This window comes from Kamptonema formosum PCC 10802 (assembly GCF_000332335.1).
Taxonomy (GTDB): Bacteria; Cyanobacteriota; Cyanobacteriia; order Cyanobacteriales; family Oscillatoriaceae; genus Oscillatoria.
Genome location: NZ_KB235948.1, coordinates 4,391,533 through 4,408,226, shown reverse-complemented (window position 1 = coordinate 4,408,226; position 16,694 = coordinate 4,391,533). Strand labels below are relative to the sequence as shown.

Genomic DNA, 16,694 nt, shown 5'->3' with positions numbered 1-16,694 from the left:
TGTGCAGGAGCTGCAAGCCGCTATTGGCAACCGGGCGGTGAGCCGGCAGATTCAGGCGCAGCGCCAGAGCAACCCGCCTGCGCCCATCCAAGCCAAACCGCAATTTGCCGGTCTGTCCGGCTCGATGGCTGCCTTTTTGCCGCAGAGTGGCACTCCCATTCAAGCCAAATTAACTTTGGGCGCTGCGGGAGATCGGTACGAGCGAGAAGCGGATCGGATAGCGGCTGAAGTCGCGAGCCGGTTAAATGCGCCCACCACTGAAGTCGCCGGTGAGCGCCACACCGCTGAGCGCCAAGAAGTGCCGGCGCAACAGCTGCAGAAAAAGCCGGTGGTATCGCCCTTAAGTGCCGGTGAGGGAGGAGCTGTCGCCCCAGAACTCGAAGCGTCTATCCAGGGAGAAAAAGGTAGCGGACACACTCTTGCCAAAGCCCTGCGAGAGAAGATGGAGCAAGCTTTTGGAGGAGCGGACTTCAGCGGTGTCAGGGTACATGCCGGTGCCGAGTCCGATCGCCTCAATCGTTCTTTAAACGCTCGCGCCTTCACCGCAGGGCAAGAAATTTTCTTCCGCCAGGGAGAATACAATCCTGGAAGTCAGGAAGGACGGCAGCTAATTGCTCATGAGTTGACTCATGTGGTGCAGCAGGGTGGGACGAGCCAACTTGTGCAGTGTGAACTTAAGCCAACTAAGAAAGAGGACTTGATACAAGAATTTTTGAAAGTAGGGAGTGCTGTGGGCGGCACTACAACCAATGTGGCAAAAGACCTTAAAACTAATAATATAGGAGGTTCCGAGAACGCTCAGCTGGGCCTAAATATAGCGGGCAGTGCAGGGAATATTGTCGGGGGGATTGGGGGTTTGATGGACGATATCCGAAACCCGAAAAAAGATAAGTTGGATGTGGGCATAAAGGGAGCTAAAATAGGCGCAGACACAACCAAAAGCGTTTCGGGTATTTTAGAGTCGCAAAATTTATATACAGAGTCTCAAGTTATAGGAGCTGTATCCGATATTGCTGGAGGAGTGATTGAGCTGGTTGGAATGGTGAAAGAAGCTACGAAATTCCTAGAAGAAATTGAGAAAAAATCCACGGGAGAGTTGGCCAGTCAGACCATCAAGACGTCCGCCCAATTGATGAACGCAACAAAACTACTACGTTCGGATACCTACATCAAGATTAAATCGGCTCTCTCTGGTTCTAAAGAACAAGCCAGCAAAGACGCAGAAATTCTGATGGAAAGTAACGTGAGTTCAGTGATGAACGATAGCGTTGGCTTGTTAAATGAAGTAGCAAAGGGAGTAGAAGCTGTTGCCAAGTTGATGAAGGACATTGAAGCGGGCAAATATAAAGGGGAGCTAAAAACACATAGAATAATAGAGACTGTCTTTGAAAGCGCTGCAACTGTAAATAGCATTTCTGCCAAAGCCTTAGGGCTGAGCAAGACTATAGCAACGCTTGCTGGAAATGAAGGAGCCAAAGAATTACTGGGCCATACTACCAGTGTTTCTGGGATAGTTACAGGTTCGCTGGATATCTTCAGAAATACTTACAAAATCAGTCGCGCTTGTTTGCAGAAAGAGGAGCTTGACAGACTAGCACTAGGGCGAAGCGAAGAAGAGAAAAAGGCTCTAATGCACATTAGAGAAAGACTTGTGAAACGGCAGGCCAATGCGGGTATCGAAATGGTTCTTGGTGCTGCTGGCATTGTTAGCGGAGGCTTAACGGTAAGTGGAGTAGGCGCAGTGCCGGCATCTATTATTGCTGGAATTGCGACTGGTTTTAAGGCGAGTCGGGTAGGTTTTAAGACCTTTAAACAGTACATGCGGGATAACGCCCAGAGCAAATACGACGAGACGATATCAGCTCTCCAAGAGGCTGCAAATGCTGCAAATGCGATTCCTCCAGGATGGCTAGGAGCAGAAAGAATTGCTTACTATGAGACGCTTAAGCAGAAAATCGATAACGCCAACGGCACAAACAAGAAACACTTACAAGCCGTACTGAAATATATCTTGCAAGAAGAAGGAGCGATGTTACTCACAGATCAAGATATTTATTCATTCATTTTTAACCAAGAATTCGACGGCCTAGTGGATATCCTTAAAAGGGTCGGCAGTGATTTGCCAGCAAAACCAAACAAAGCACTAGGGGAAGACGTACAAGCTTATGGCAAATCCCTGAAAAAGGAAATCAAAAACACTAAGGGCAAGACCAAAGAACGTTTAGAATTTATTCTGGATGAGCAGGTATATGCAGATAAATTGCTTCCGATAAAAGATGCGGATATTTGTGAGAGCATCAGACAAGCGGAATTATCGCGCCTAGCAAAGAAAAACCTTCTCGAGAGTCAGTTCATTTTCAGCCGGTTTAAATCTACTAAGCAAAAAGACGCCTCGTATTCCCTAACCGCTGAAGAGATCCTGAAAATGGATCTCAATGAGGTCTACTCCATCCTGAACCTGAAAAAGGAAGAATTGGAAAAAGTTGCTGAAGACGCCAGAAAGAAGGAAAAGAAAAAATATGAGGAAGACAACCAGAAATTAGACTCAGAAGAATTAGAGGGGGTAATGGCCATTGCGGCGACTACAGCCGTCAGGGATTTAGTTATTAAACAGTTGAAAGGCTTGAATACTTGATGCTCTTATAGTCTAACCCACCGGGCATACATTATCGGTGGGGTTAGACTCTATTATAGAGCGATGATGCTGGCAGGAAATCGTTCTTTAGAAAGCGCGTTACTCCGGATTAATTTCAGCCTCTGTAATCCTCACGATTTCCGGATAAAAAGACTCCAGCAGGTAAAAAATAAGCCAGACAGTTCCGACGAAGATTTCTTGGGTATGAGTTCCGGAAAGGTTGGAGAGAACTAAAACATGGCGAAAATATAATAAGTCGAGGTCTTCGTAGAATCCCCAGCCTATTAACGGGCTATTGATGTTTAATCGCAGGATTAAATCCTTGACATTAGGCTTAACGGATTGTTTTACTTCACAAGGAAGGCGAACAAAAAATTGCAGGAGTTCGAGATTCTCAAGTTGATCGTCTAGATTGGGAATGTAAGCAATTTCCAATAAATAGTTGCCTCGCTCACCTTCAAGAATAACAAACAGTCGGTCGAGAGGGGCTTCCTCACTCGCTGGCTCAAACGATGTGGCAAATGGTTCAGACTGGAGGAACTGCTGAATCTCTTGAAGCTGCATAACATTTAATCCTTTGACTATAAACTGCTAACACTATAGTTTAGCAAATCCTTTGATAGTTTGCACGTTACCGCAGGGTATGTCCATCTTATGGTGGACTTTTAAGTCTCGCAAAAATAGCTATGTTGCGTCAAATGCGTAGATTTATATTATACTCATATAATACGCAATTGAGACAGAGCAATTAAGTCATATCACTTTCGGTTTATATTAGTCCCGATCCAGCACAATTCAATGGCTAACGACCCCAAAAAACAATGGATGACAGGATAGAAGGGTTCGCAGCACTCGACGACTTATTTCCCCTACTGCACCGGCTCGACAAACTCCTGGCGCACGCCGTCGCTGCCGCCGAAGCCGCCTATGGCTCCGACGCCGCCACCGATCCCTATCGCGGACTGCACATCACCCTGCAAGAAGTCGAACAATTGCTCGTTCGCGAACCCGGCGCGAGCCCCCTTCAACTGCAAACAGAAAACCCAAAACAGCCTTTACCAAACCCAGCCCCAGAAGGCTCCCGACTGGCGCTGCTCCAGCAAACCTTCAACTTATCCAACTTTGACCTCGACATCCTCGCCATCGCCCTCGCCCCCGAACTCGACCGGCGCTACGAACGCCTCTATGCCTACCTGCAAGACGACGTGCGCTGCAAACAGCCCAGCGTCGATCTCGCCCTCAATCTCCTGTGCGCCACCGCCGCCGACAAACTGCAACAGCGAACTCGCTTTTCCCCCGACGCCCCCCTCATCCGCCACCAACTGCTGCACCTCATCGCCGACTCCAACCAGCCCAAACCCTCCCTCCTCGCCCAAAACCTCCAGCTAGACGCCCAAGTTGTCCGCTTCCTGCTGGGCGAAACAGGACTAGACAGCCGGCTAACACCATTTTGCCAGTTAGTAAATCCCGCCGTAACCAGAAACCCGGTTTCTCCCAGAAACCCGGTTTCTGACCAGCTGGAAACGAGAAACCGGGTTTCTCCCAGAAACCCGGTTTCTGACCACAAAGCTCTCAGCATCCTCTGTTTGGAAAGCCGGCAAACCCAGCACCCCCTGCGCTTCTATTTCCAAGGAGCAGACCGCACCGGCAAGCGCCGCACCGCCCAAGACATAGCCGCAGAAATTCAAACCCCCTTCCTCACAGCAGACCTCGCCCAAATTGTCGCTGCCAAAGCCGACTTCCAGGCAACTATCAGACTAATATTCCGCGAAGCTTGGTTTCAAAACGCCCTGCTCTATCTCGACAATTTAGAAACTCTGCAAAGCGAAGAACACGCCATTTATTACCAGCACCTGCTGACAGCCATTGCCGAACACAAGGGAATTACTATTCTAGCCGGCACCAGCTCGTGGATACCGGGGGGAGCCGGTGCCTTAGGGATAGTAACAGTACCCTTTACCCTCCCTAATTTTAACCAGCGCCGGCAATACTGGCAAGAGTGCCTGACACAAACCGGCATCTCCATCCCAGACAGCGAACTCGACGCCTTAGCCGAACGCTTCCGCCTGACACCCGACCAAATTGCCGACGCCGCCGCCACCGCCGGCAACACCGCCCGCTGGAAAGCCGCCGCAGAAGATCCGGTTAACACAGACACAGAAGAAAATTTCCCTATCCCCAATCCAAAATCCACAATCCCAAATCCAAAATTGCCAATCCTATTCGCCGCCGCCCGCGCTCAATCAGGCCACGATTTAGCCGCACTGGCGCGGAAAATCGAGCCTAAATATACCTGGGAAGATATTGTACTGCCGGCAGACCCGCAAACCCAGCTCACGGAAATTTGCCATCAAGCCAAACACCGGCATCTCGTGCATGAAGACTGGGGCTTCGACCGCAAATTGTCCCTCGGCAAAGGGCAAAACGTCCTGTTTTCTGGCCCGCCCGGCACAGGCAAAACAATGGCAGCCGAGGTGATTGCCGGTGAATTGCAGTTAGACTTGTATAAAATAGATTTATCCCAAGTTGTCAGCAAATATATCGGCGAAACCGAAAAGAACCTCAACCGCATCTTCACCGCAGCCGCCGCCTCCAACGCAATTCTCTTCTTTGACGAAGCCGATTCCCTGTTTGGCAAACGCACAGAAGTGAAAGACGCTCACGACCGATATGCTAATATAGAAGTAGGCTACCTGTTGCAGAAAATGGAGGAGTATGAAGGGGTAGCGATTCTAACGACAAACGCCCGCAGCAATATGGACGACGCCTTTGTCCGCCGGCTGCGTTTTATCGTCGAGTTTCCCTTTCCAAAAGAAAAAGATCGCCGCCGCATCTGGGAGAAAATTTGGCCCGACGCGACGCCTCGCAGCCCAGACATAGATTTGGATTTCCTGTCGCGCCGGTTTGAGATAAGCGGAGCCAATATTCGCAACATCGCCCTAGCCGCTGCTTTCCTAGCTGCCGAGGACGGTGGATCAGTCAGCATGAATCACCTGCTGCGCGCGGTGCGGCGGGAGTACCAGAAAATGGGCAAGATATTGACCGAGGCGGATTTCGCCCCCCCGTAAAGTTCGCAGTTGGGCTTCAGCCCAAAAGGTTCGTAGTTGGGCTTCAGCCCAAAAGGTTCGTAGTTGGGCTTCAGCCCAAAAGGTTCGTAGTTGGGCTTCAGCCCAAAAGGTTCGTAGTTGGGCTTCAGCCCAAAAGGTTCGTAGTTGGGCTTTAGCCCAAACAGGACTTATGCAGCGACACTCAATGTAGTGTGGGGTGGGTTACGCTGACGCTAACCCACCCTACAGATAGAGGTTTTGCGCAAGTCCTGCCAAAGTTAGTAGTTGGGCATAAGCCCTACGAACGAAAGATTTTAATATTTTAATTTGCATATTTCCAGAAAAAAAGCAGATATCAAATGCATATTCAACAAGCGGTAGGAGAGTAGCGCCTCTATAAAATTAGGGAAATTATGAGTTCATGGGAGTCGCGCGGGTAGGGCTAAAGCCCAACTACAAACAGGCGCAACCGGCAGCTGGCGGGAGAAACCAAAGCAAATATTACGCCTGAGAGGAAAAAGAAAACTTGGCTTTATCCTAGGAAAGGCAAAATTGCTAACCCTTTTCGGAGAGGAGGTCGGAGTCATGGCGCGTCTAGCACTGCTGAGCACATCAGATAAAACGGGGCTAATTGACCTCGCCCGCAGCTTAGTAGAAGAATTTCAATTCCAGCTCATTAGCAGTGGGGGAACGGCAGCTGCCCTCAAAGAGGCCGGTTTGCCGGTGACTAAGGTTTCTGACCACACCGGCAGCCCCGAAATTTTGGGGGGGCGCGTCAAAACCCTGCACCCCCGCATTCACGGCGGCATCCTGGCGCGTCGGGACTTGCCGCAAGATGCTGCTGATTTGGAAGCCAGCGAGATTCCCCCCATCGATCTGGTTGTTGTCAACCTCTATCCCTTCGAGCAAACCATCGCCAAACCGGACGTCACCTTGCCCGAAGCCATCGAGCAAATCGACATTGGTGGGCCAGCCATGCTGCGGGCATCTGCCAAAAATTTCAAATATGTTACCGTTCTGTGCGAGCCTGGGCAATATCAAACCTGCTTGCAGGAGTTGCGGCAAAATGGCGGAGAAACTTCCTTGACATTTCGCCAAACTTGTGCGTTGCAGGCATTCTGGCACACATCTACCTACGACGAAGCGATCGCCACCTACCTGACCGGCATTAACAAGCTGGCCCTGCCGCCCCGCTACGGGATAGCGGGCCACCAGTTGCAACCCTTGCGCTATGGGGAAAATCCCCACCAGCTGGCGGGCTGGTATCAAGTCGGGGCGACCCCAACCGGCTGGGCAGCAGCCACCAAAGTCCAGGGGAAAGAGATCAGTTACAATAATTTGGTGGATTTAGAAGCCGCCCGCCGCCTGATTTCCGAATTTACCGGCACGGAACAGCCAGCCGCCGCCGCCATCCTCAAGCACACCAATCCTTGCGGTGTCGCCCTGGGCGCAAGCTTGGCCGAAGCCTATCAAAAGGCGCTGGACGCAGATCCGGTTTCTGCCTTCGGCGGGATTGTCGCCCTCAACCGCCCGATAGACGCCGCCACGGCAAAAGCGCTCACCCAGACCTTTTTGGAGTGCGTGGTCGCACCGGCATGTGAGCCCGAGGCGGAGAAAATCCTGAAAAGCAAGTCTAAGGTGCGGGTTTTGACTTTGCCAGACTTGCAAGCCGGTCCGAAGGAAACCCTGAAAGCCATTGCCGGCGGTTTCCTGGTGCAGGGTTCCGATGATGCCTTGGAAGATCCCTCCCAGTGGAAAATCGTAACCGACCGGCAGCCAACACCAGAGCAGTTGCAAGAATTGCTGTTTGCCTGGAAAGTCGCCAAACACGTCAAGTCCAATGCCATTGTCGTCACCCGCCACAGCGCCACCCTCGGCGTGGGTGCCGGTCAGATGAATCGCGTCGGTTCCGTGAAAATCGCTCTGGAACAAGCCGGTGAGAAAGCTGCCGGTGCCGTTCTCGCCAGCGATGGGTTCTTCCCCTTCGATGACTCGGTTCGCGCCGCCGCCAAAGCCGGCATTGTGGCCATCGCTCAACCCGGAGGCAGCCTGCGAGACACCGATGTCATCTCTGCAGCCAATGAACTCGGCTTAGTGATGGCGATCACCGGCATCCGCCACTTTTTGCATTAAGTTCCACTGACCTTTTCCCTGTGGCTGGCGGCCATTCCCCCGCCAGCCCTGACACTGCCGGTCCGTCTAATATAAAGCAATTATCCGGTTATTATGTAGCTTGAAATCTCCACCTCAATCAAAACCGCTGCTCGTACAAGAAATAAAGCGCTGAAATAGCTAAAGCCTCTTAATAATCCGGTTAATAACTTATATAAAATCCCCGGCTGGGGGCCGGCGCTACCGGCCCGCCCCATCCGGAAATGATGGCGGCTCAAACAAACTTAACATCAAGGCCGGTGAAACGAACCTGGCACAAAGCCTACCGTCAGTGATTATGATGGACATATTACGGGAGCGTTCCGAAATTGTAAATATAGCCTTTCTCATATTGGTGAGGTACTGAGAACCCCGGTTTCTTAAAGAAACCGGGTTTCTGGGCCATAGTTCATCCAACTGAGAACCGCTATATATGACAAAATCCCTCTCAACTGGGTGTGGGGCAGAGGGCAGAGGACATGGGAAATTGCTAGTTCAGGTTGCCCTGTGACACCTAAAAGGAGTTTACTTATACCCCTTCATTCAGGAGAGCCTATTTTTGCAAAAAGGGGATGCTTCCCACAAGACCGAAGTTGACAATCGCACTGCAACTGAACGCTGACAAAACTCAAAGCGCTTATGGAATCCGCTCAACGGAAGACTGAAACCCAAGACGTTAAAGTTCAACTTCTCCTAGCCGGAGGGCACCAGTACAGCCTTTGGCTGAAGTCCGACTCACCGATGTTGGAGAATCTATTAAAACTTCTCGTAGCCCGCACCCAGAATCAAACAGCCAGCACCCTCTTGCAGATTCCCATAAACGAAGGGCATGGGGCGCTGTGCGTTCCCAGCGACAATCTGGTTGGTTTGGTGACAGAACCGCCGATTTTTGTGCAGCAAAAAACAGCACCAGTCCCCCAGACGGCAGAAGTCAAGCCGGCAGCGACGCCACGGGGGATTGTCGTGTCCGAGTGCCTGCAACTGGACAACTTCCTGACAGCAGAAGAAAACAAGCGGCTGGTCGAGTACGCTTTGGCAAACGAGTCAGCTTTTGTACCAACCACCACATCCACCGGCGCAGCGGATTACCGGCGTTCTTGGGTGCTCCACTCATTTCCTGAGTTTTCCCAGCTGATGACAGAAAGAATTCATGAAAGTCTGCCGGCGCTCTTTAGCAAATTTGGGCTGGCACCGTTTGCCGTATCCCAAATAGAGGCGCAGCTAACCGCACACAACGACGGCAATTTTTACAAAATACATAACGACAGCGGCAGCCCAGAAACTGCCACCCGAACCCTCACCTATGTTTACTACTTTAACCGGGAGCCCAAGGCGTTTTCTGGCGGAGAGTTAGTGCTGTACGACAGCAAGATAGACAACAACTTCTACGTGAAAGCAGACTCATTCAAAACCGTCGAGCCGCGCAACAACAGCGTTGTGTTTTTCCTGAGCCGCAACATGCACGAAGTGCTGCCGGTGAGCTGCCCTTCCAAAAACTTCGCCGACAGCCGGTTCACCATCAACGGGTGGGTGCGCAAGTAGCGGGTGTGAGCACCGGGCATGGGGGTGCCGAAAATTGCGGTTTAAACCGGCATCTCTCGTTCCCAGCCTCAGGCTGGGAACGCAATCTGGAGGCTCTGCCTCCTTTCAGCGGAAAAGCAGGTTAAAAGCCTAAGAGCTTAACACGCACTTAATAAAAGAAACCCGGTTTCTTTAAGAAACCGGGTTTCTGGATTTCAGGAGATTTCAGCGGATTGATAACTTCCCAGTTAGTGCAGCCAGCCCCAGGTATTCCCTTTGTCGTTAAGAGAGAGATAGTTCAGACCTTTGCTTTTCAGGAGTTTCAACCCTGAAGAATTAGCAGGCGGCTCGCTCTCGTCTACCAGCATCCCTTTGAGGTGCTCGACAATCTGACCGGCATTCGGTTCAGCCAGAATGCGCTTGCTCATAGCGCGCAACCCATCATCGATCATTTTGTCGGCTTCCGCATCATCTTTAACCGCAGCCAGTTGAACTTTCAGAGACAGGAGTTCCTCGCGCAGCACGCGCATGTCAGGGGAATCCGGAAGCCCGGCTACCATTTGGGCGATAGCCGAGCGAGTTTCAGCAGCCACTTGCGAGGAGTTGACTTGACTGTAAGCCGGGCTGGAAACATCCGCCGGCGTCAGATTAGCGGCTTGTGGCGAAGCTGTTACTGGTGTGAAAAGGGCGATAGCCGAAAACAGGAGACATGAAATGCACATAGCGATATACCTCCAGAAACACAACAGAAGTTGGGTGCTTGAATACCGCAGGGAAAAGATAGAGCAAAGTTGATATAGCGAGTTTAAATAATTCGTGTAAATTTCAGAACCCCGGTTTCTTTAAGAAACCGGGGTTCTGGGCCAAGAGCGGTTGAGTAAATCATTTAGACTTACTCTATACAGGTTAACCCAGAATTTCAGCCCACTCAAGGTTGGAAACAGGGTGTTGCCCAGTGGCATATCTAGCGCATTCGCTGAACGTACTGCATAACCCCGCGAGCAATCGCTTGTGCTAGTCGGGTGCGGTAAGCGGGGTCAGCCAATTTGGGAGCGTCCTCAGCGCCGGTGACAAAACCGACTTCCACCAAAACAGCGGGCATAGAAGTCTTGCGGAGGACATAAAATCTAGCGGAACGCACCCCGCGGTCGGGAGCCCCCGTGGCTTGCAGAACACTGTTGTGGATAGTGCGAGCCATGTCATAGCCGCTGTCGTAATAGTAAGTCTCAATGCCATTGACATCGGGGCGAGTCATATCAATGGCATTGGCGTGGATGCTGACAAACAGAGTGGCATTCACCCGATCGGCCAGCTGCACCCTTGGTTCCAGGTCAATTTCCCGGTCATCCTGGCGACTCAGGACAGCTTGCAAGCCTTGCTGCTCCAGGATTGCCGCCACTTGGCGGGAGATGTCGAGAACAATATCCTTTTCTCGCAGCCCCCCAATGCCGATAGCGCCGGCATCCCCGCCCCCATGCCCCGGATCGACCACCACCACAACCCGGTCATTGGCGCGGCGGGGGGTTGTAGAGGGGAGATTAGTCCGTGCCGGCAGGGGCAAGCGAGTCGGGAGAGGGGGGGGCGCAACTGCCGCCGGCGGGTTGTAGCGCGGGACAGTCGCCACAGACGGAGGCGTGACTTGCACGAACAGATCCCGGTCGCTGAGCTGGCGCACTCCCTGAATCTGAGCGCCGGCAGCCGGTTGAACCAGAAGCACAACCGTTTGCGCGTCTTGCTGCTGAGCTTCCACCCATCTAACCCCCGGGCTGTCCTGTTGCTGGCGACCGCTCAAGGAGTCAGCCAGCTGGGCGTTAGCAATCGCGATCCGGTAGGCTGCGGTGGACCGGTCCCACCCCGTGGTGTAAGAGAGGGGCCCGTTCGCCCTCACCAAAAGTTGAGTGCCATTGCCGGCTATCTCCACCGACTCAATGGTAGCCAGACTGCTTTCAGCCCCGATGCTGGGGGCCAATCCGCCCTGCGGCCACAGGGCCACCCCTCCCGGTGCGGTTCCAGCCTGCCAGTCCGGGCTGGTGGGAGCCATAATCAGCGTCAAGCGGGCCACCGGCGGCGAAGTTTGCAGCTGCGTCACCTGCAGGCTGCTGACCCCATTGCGATTAATGTCCAAAGTTCGGCTTGTCAGCTGGGGCGACAGAGTAGCGCCGGGGATATCAACCGTCGTCCAGGAGCGGTCCCGACTCCGCTTGACGTCAATCTGTGGCAGTTGCCCGCTGGTGCGGATCACCAGCCCCTCTGCCTTGACCTCGATGTCCTCCAGCCGAGTCTGGTTTGCTGCTGAGAGCTGCGAAGGGCGGGACGCTTGATTGAGGCGCTGGGGAGTTGGCAGCTGCACTGTCCACTGGTTGGGAGAAATCCCCTGGAACAGCACTTGCTGCGGGTCTATGGTGTACCCGTCCGCCAGTTCAATCACAATCCGAGCCGTATCCGAGTTCAGCTGCCCCACCCGCAGCGCTTTAATCGCGCCGCCCACCGCCTGGCTGACCGGCGAGCGCCCCAGCGTCGTCTTTGGCAGGTCGATGACCAGGCGCGTCGGGTTAAACGCCAGCTGTGCCTTGGGCTGAACGCCGCCATCTGTGGTAAAAAACAGCCGGTTCTGATTGGTGTCAAACCGCCAGGCTTTCAGCTGAGCGGCTTCGGCGGAGGATGCCAGAATCAAAGCACCTAACAAGCCCGGCAGTACCCAACCCAGCCAGCGACCTTTTTTAGGGTATTTGTGCCGGCTGGGCAAACCTAAATCTTGGTTGACATTTCTCATGTTCCGCAAACTTATCCACACACTCTTAAATTGGGTTTTGCAAGCTATTTTTGGCTAAATCAGTCGCTGGGGCTGCTCAACAACCGAGATTGACCTTTGAGTGATGCAACCTTGATACGGCTCACCCAGCCGCCCAACTGAGTGCTGCTATTAGCCGGAGCGCGGTTGAAGGGAGCTAGCAGCTAGTTGCGTTCTGGCAATCACTCGCCCGATCGCCCCACCCTGGCGCTTGTTTTCACCGGACTGGCAAAAACAAAGTTTCTGTAAGGGCTGCCACCTGAGTACGCCTATTGCTCCCCCTCCTCCGGATGCCACCCCCATCACTGGCGGGTCGCAGCCCGTCCGGTTCCCTGACAGGCACTCAGCATGCCTGTATCGGGATCGCCTTGCTCGTGCCTGTACATTTTAGATGATATGGCGTTAATTTTGGGTTAATTTTGCAACAGGAGCGGGTACTGGCCCGACTTGAAGCCATTATTTCGGCAGCGCGGGGCTAGTCTCGAGCGCCGGCGGCCACAAGCAACCGCACCAAGTTCTTGTTGCCGTTCAATTCCGCAATCATGCGAGCGGTGTAGCCGCCCCGGTTTTTCAGGTTAACGTCAGCACCGGCTTGTGTCAAGATTTGAGCGGCACCGGCATGCCCCCGGTGGACGGCCCACATCAGGGCTGTGGCACCGGCGCTGTCTTGGAGATTGGGGTCTGCGCCACTGGCCAGCAGGGCTTGCATGATGCCGGTGCTGCTGTTTTCCGCCGCTCGCATCAGCGGCGTTTTCCCGTCTCCGGAGCGCGTGTTGGGGTGAGCGCCGGCACTGAGGAGCACTTTCACCGTCTGGGTGTGGCCTGCAGAGGCGGCCAGCGTCAGCGCCGTTTCCCCGCCGCTTCTGGCATTCACTAAAGAGGCTACCTGCTGCTTGTCGCCGCCCAAAAGCAGGGTTTCCACGATCTCACTGTCACCGTGCAAAGCGGCCACCATTAACGCGGTGTCCCCCAGCTGGTTCCTCCCGGAAACGTCAGCCCCCCGCTCGATCAGGAGTTGCAACACGCCGGCGTGCCCTTCCACCGCCGCCAAGTTTAAGGCCGTCTCGCCATCCTTGTTTTTAGCACCGATCTCCGCACCGGCATCCAGGAGGGCGGTGGCGGTTTCCAGATCGCCTCCCGCTGCTGCCGCCATCAGCGCTGTCCAGCCCTCGCGGTTTTTGGCATTCACGGGAGCACCCGCTGCGCTCAGAACTCGCACCGCGCCGGTGTGCCCGCCGTCTGCTGCCAGAATCAGCGCCGTCTCCCCCTCGCTGTCTCGGGCGCTGACATCCGCGCCGGCTGCAAGCAAAATTTCCATCACTGCCACATCCCCTCGCTCAGCGGCTCGCATCAGCGGCGTCCTGCCGTTTTTCAGCTGGTAAGACGCCCCGTGTTCCAGCAAGAGTTTTACCAGATCCGCCCTGCCGGTGTCTACTGCCAGTTTCAGCGCACTGTCCTCATCGAGGTCCTGGACACTCACATCCGCACCGGCAGCCAGCAACGTGCGGGCAATTTCCAAATGCCCTTTTAGGGCTGCCACCATCAGTGCCGTACTGCCATCATCATTTTTGGCGTTCAAGTCCGCGCAATTTTCTATCAAAAAGCGCACCGTGTCAATCTGCCCTGCGGCAGATGCTAGCATCAGCGGCGTTACGCCAAACCGCTTTCTGGCCTGATTGACATCCGCACCGGCATCGAGCAGCACGCGGGCAATCTCGCTGTAGCCATACTGGGCGGCAAACATTAAAGCGGTCGTGCCATCTCGATCGGTGGCATTGACAGAAGCACCCCGGGCAAGCGAGGTTTGCACCTGCTTCACATCGCCACTTTTGGCCGCCCGTATTAATAAAACATCGTGCTTGGAGCTCATGACAGCGCGTCATCCGATGGAAATCTCTGTCAACTTATCGTTAAATCGGACGAATCAGCAAGCCGGTGGGCTGAGAGCCTGACTGGGGGCGGGGGTGACGGGGGGACCTTGCAGGGGCAGGTTTTTTCGTTTGGCCTCCAACTACCGTTCCCCATCCCTGTAAGCTCTCCACTTTTGCTTCGGTTTCCCGTAATTTCTTATGCGGTAAACCGAACATCCCGTGAGTAATCGCTGAGTCGGAATGGTGAGATCCCCCTTCTGCGGGCATTTCGCGACAGGGGTGACGGCTGTCTGCAGCCGATAGCACTCTTGCTTCGGTTTCCCGTAATTTCTTATGCGGTAAACCGAACATCCCGTGAGTGGTAGCTGATTCGGAATCCTGTTATCCCCCTTTTGCGCGCCTCAAAATACCCCATATCTCAAAAACCCACCCCCGAAAGGACGGGGGGGCGGGGTGAGGGCGGGGAATTTCTCCCAAGTTGACATAGATCCTGTGCTTTCAAAATCGGTATCACCGGCACCCCGGCACAGGGCAAAGGGCATCTGGGGGACAGGTTTGAAGCAAATTTTATAATATCCGGCTGAAAGCATATATACAATACCGGTCTAAACTCGGATTTTTTTGAAAATCATTTAATCGTAAACTGTAAACTTCCTCCCTGACCTGAAAAGCCACCGGGGGGGAGAGATTTGTATCGAGCGGGGATAAAAGGTCAGGGGCTCTCACAAGACTAGCTTTGCAGACTGGCAATTATAGCGGTTCTGGTATTGGACACCGGCACAGCGATCTCCCCTAAAGGGCGGCCCCGCGACTGCGTTCCCCCGCTGCAGAGAGCCAGAACAGCCCCGCGACCGAGCCCCCCCGCTCTCCCCCTGTCCCGGAGCCGCCGGCACAGGTGAGAGTTCGTGGCGAAAGTTTAAAAAATTATGTAGATTGTGCTAAGTTTTATAAAGTTTCTTAAAAATGTTCGCATCCTATGAGCTTGGAGATCCCGGCACAGGTCAAAGTCTGGAGCCAATTCGCCCACCCCGCTTTAATGTGGGTGCTGTTCGCACTGACTCTTTACGCGCTGTATCTGGGCGTGCTGGTGAAGCGCACCCGAACCGCTGAGCCAGAAAAGAGAAAAGAGCTGATTAAAGGCAAGTACAACCTCAAGCACTACCAAGTGGGTTCTGCCCTGCTAGCGCTGATGGTGCTCGGCACTCTGGGCGGCATGGCTGTCACCTATATCAATAACGGCAAGCTGTTTGTCGGGCCTCACCTGCTCGCCGGTTTGGGCATGACCGGCATTATTGCCGTGTCCGCCTCCCTGTCTCCTTTCATGCAAAAAGGCGCTGACTGGGCCCGCTACACCCACATCCTTCTCAATCTCAGTTTGGTGGGTCTGTTTGGCTGGCAGGCTATCACCGGCCTAGAAATTATGCAAAGGATTATCAGCAAAATGTCATAAGCTGTTAGGAGCTGTTAGGCTTTTAATCTGCTTGTCCGATATTGGGGGAACAGCCTCCAGAGCCGCATTAACAGTCTGTAGGGGCGGGTAAGCGCGCCCCTACAGAACGCGGGCATAGAGATAGACAGTGCAAATTAAATGCGAAATATCGCAGTATTCACTTGGGTTAAAACATTAGACCTTCAGGGCAGCCAGACGCTGCCCTACGTCTATATCCCAGTAATAATATGGGTTAGGACAATAGGAGCCGGAGTGCGGGGGTGCAAAAGAGGCCGAAATGTACGAACCTAAGTGCCTACTGCTATATCAGTGCGGGGCTGGTGCGGCTCCCAGTAGAAAGCAGGTCTTGTATTCTTCTGAAGGGGTAAGAAACCGGGGGCAGTCACCGCCGGCGCACCCCCCTGCCATCCAAAAAAACCCGGTTGCTGGCACAAGCTGACCGTGCTAGCGCTCTTGGCAAACTTCCCGATCGCGGTTGCGGGAGCGCCATCTCTTAAAGCTTTCCAGAGCGTCGCTGCCGAGAGTGGCGTGGAAATCTTCCTGCACCTTGTGGGTCAAGTGGCGGGAAACCTGTTTGACGATTTGGGCCAAGAGCCGGTCGCCGGTTTTTTGAATCAGGGATTTGGGCAGCGCCTGAATAAACTTGGGAAACCAGACGCCGACTTCCAGATCCAAGTGCCACTCCACGCGGGTGATGGCAGTGTTGAGCGCTTGTGCTCCCTCCTGCGCCGGCATATCCCCCGCTGCCACCAACTTTTGCACGGCTTGAAAATCAACCTCATAGCCCGGGGGGGTGTAATCCGGCACCGGCACTGTCTCTATGCGGTAGATCCCATCCTCCTCAACGGTCATGTTCAGGCCGATTTTGGGCTCCACCTCATAGCCAAACGCCCCAAAGCGTCCGACGGTCAGCGTGTAACCGTTCTCGCCCAGGGGTTCCGCCTTCATCGGATGGGCGCACCGGCGAAACCAGCCCTGGTGAGCCTTCAGATAATCAGCAACAACCTCAACGCCGGCATGCATTTCCATCCTGCCGACAAAGTGAGTGCGAAACCAGATTTGCTCATTTGCCAGCGGCGCGTCTGCTTCTAACTCGCCGGCAACGGCCAGGGTTGACCCGGACTCTAACAAGGCTTCGGAAACTTCAAACATTTGACTTTCACTGAGTTGTGACTGCATGACCACCCTTTTCCTGCGCTGGTTAATCGGTTTGCTTGTCTCTACAACT

General features: G+C 53.7%; 10 protein-coding genes. 5 read left to right on the top strand and 5 right to left on the bottom strand.

Annotation, left to right across the window (positions count from 1 at the left end):
• The first annotated feature begins 1 nt into the window (after nt 1).
• On the top strand, nt 2-2,635 hold the full coding sequence (locus OSC10802_RS44545; RefSeq protein ID WP_026098623.1) for an eCIS core domain-containing protein: 2,634 nt from the start codon (nt 2-4) through the stop codon (nt 2,633-2,635).
• Nucleotides 2,636-2,734: 99 nt separating this feature from the next.
• Here OSC10802_RS44545 and OSC10802_RS40855 read toward each other — a convergent pair whose 3' ends face one another.
• A complete protein-coding gene (locus OSC10802_RS40855; RefSeq protein WP_017718383.1) occupies nt 2,735-3,199 on the bottom strand; it encodes a type III secretion system chaperone family protein in 465 nt (154 codons plus the stop codon).
• Between the two features lie 257 nt (nt 3,200-3,456).
• Between OSC10802_RS40855 and OSC10802_RS0119110 the strand changes: the two genes are divergently transcribed.
• The 3 genes from OSC10802_RS0119110 (at nt 3,457) to OSC10802_RS0119100 (ending at nt 9,375) form a co-directional block, all read left to right on the top strand.
• Nucleotides 3,457-5,703, top strand: coding sequence for an ATP-binding protein (locus OSC10802_RS0119110; protein WP_017718382.1), 2,247 nt, complete (start codon nt 3,457-3,459; stop codon nt 5,701-5,703).
• 564 nt (nt 5,704-6,267) lie between these two features.
• Complete coding sequence (purH, locus tag OSC10802_RS0119105) at nt 6,268-7,815, top strand: bifunctional phosphoribosylaminoimidazolecarboxamide formyltransferase/IMP cyclohydrolase (RefSeq protein ID WP_017718381.1); 1,548 nt, start codon at nt 6,268-6,270, stop codon at nt 7,813-7,815.
• Between the two features lie 657 nt (nt 7,816-8,472).
• Entirely contained in the window at nt 8,473-9,375 is a 903-nt protein-coding gene (locus tag OSC10802_RS0119100; protein ID WP_017718380.1) for a 2OG-Fe(II) oxygenase, read from the top strand.
• 227 nt (nt 9,376-9,602) lie between these two features.
• Here the strand turns inward: OSC10802_RS0119100 and OSC10802_RS0119095 are convergent, their stop codons facing one another.
• The 3 genes from OSC10802_RS0119095 to OSC10802_RS0119085 all read right to left on the bottom strand — a co-directional run bounded on the left by OSC10802_RS0119095 (nt 9,603) and on the right by OSC10802_RS0119085 (nt 14,015).
• Nucleotides 9,603-10,076 carry a hypothetical protein gene (locus OSC10802_RS0119095; protein ID WP_017718379.1) on the bottom strand — a complete coding sequence of 158 codons (474 nt, stop codon included), beginning with the start codon at nt 10,074-10,076 and terminating at the stop codon, nt 9,603-9,605.
• Between the two features lie 242 nt (nt 10,077-10,318).
• Nucleotides 10,319-12,127 carry an N-acetylmuramoyl-L-alanine amidase gene (locus OSC10802_RS0119090; protein WP_017718378.1) on the bottom strand — a complete coding sequence of 603 codons (1,809 nt, stop codon included), beginning with the start codon at nt 12,125-12,127 and terminating at the stop codon, nt 10,319-10,321.
• Nucleotides 12,128-12,620: 493 nt separating this feature from the next.
• Nucleotides 12,621-14,015 carry an ankyrin repeat domain-containing protein gene (locus OSC10802_RS0119085; RefSeq protein ID WP_017718377.1) on the bottom strand — a complete coding sequence of 465 codons (1,395 nt, stop codon included), beginning with the start codon at nt 14,013-14,015 and terminating at the stop codon, nt 12,621-12,623.
• Nucleotides 14,016-14,992: 977 nt separating this feature from the next.
• Here OSC10802_RS0119085 and OSC10802_RS0119075 point away from each other — a divergent pair.
• Nucleotides 14,993-15,466: a DUF4079 domain-containing protein gene (locus OSC10802_RS0119075; RefSeq protein ID WP_017718375.1), complete on the top strand. Its 474-nt coding sequence runs from the start codon at nt 14,993-14,995 to the stop codon at nt 15,464-15,466.
• Nucleotides 15,467-15,910: 444 nt separating this feature from the next.
• Here the strand turns inward: OSC10802_RS0119075 and OSC10802_RS0119070 are convergent, their stop codons facing one another.
• Complete coding sequence (locus OSC10802_RS0119070) at nt 15,911-16,645, bottom strand: DUF1997 domain-containing protein (protein ID WP_017718374.1); 735 nt, start codon at nt 16,643-16,645, stop codon at nt 15,911-15,913.
• Nucleotides 16,646-16,694 lie beyond the last annotated feature (49 nt).

Excerpts from the sequence above, each read along its gene's own strand:
- OSC10802_RS0119085 (WP_017718377.1), bottom strand. The coding sequence starts at position 14,015 with ATGAGCTCCAAGCACGATGTTTTATTAATACGGGCGGCCAAAAGTGGC.
- OSC10802_RS40855 (WP_017718383.1), bottom strand. The coding sequence starts at position 3,199 with ATGCAGCTTCAAGAGATTCAGCAGTTCCTCCAGTCTGAACCATTTGCC.
- OSC10802_RS0119070 (WP_017718374.1), bottom strand. The coding sequence starts at position 16,645 with ATGCAGTCACAACTCAGTGAAAGTCAAATGTTTGAAGTTTCCGAAGCC.
- purH (WP_017718381.1), top strand. The coding sequence starts at position 6,268 with ATGGCGCGTCTAGCACTGCTGAGCACATCAGATAAAACGGGGCTAATT.
- OSC10802_RS0119095 (WP_017718379.1), bottom strand. The coding sequence starts at position 10,076 with ATGTGCATTTCATGTCTCCTGTTTTCGGCTATCGCCCTTTTCACACCA.
- OSC10802_RS0119090 (WP_017718378.1), bottom strand. The coding sequence starts at position 12,127 with ATGAGAAATGTCAACCAAGATTTAGGTTTGCCCAGCCGGCACAAATAC.
- OSC10802_RS0119110 (WP_017718382.1), top strand. The coding sequence starts at position 3,457 with ATGGATGACAGGATAGAAGGGTTCGCAGCACTCGACGACTTATTTCCC.
- OSC10802_RS0119100 (WP_017718380.1), top strand. The coding sequence starts at position 8,473 with ATGGAATCCGCTCAACGGAAGACTGAAACCCAAGACGTTAAAGTTCAA.
- OSC10802_RS0119075 (WP_017718375.1), top strand. The coding sequence starts at position 14,993 with ATGAGCTTGGAGATCCCGGCACAGGTCAAAGTCTGGAGCCAATTCGCC.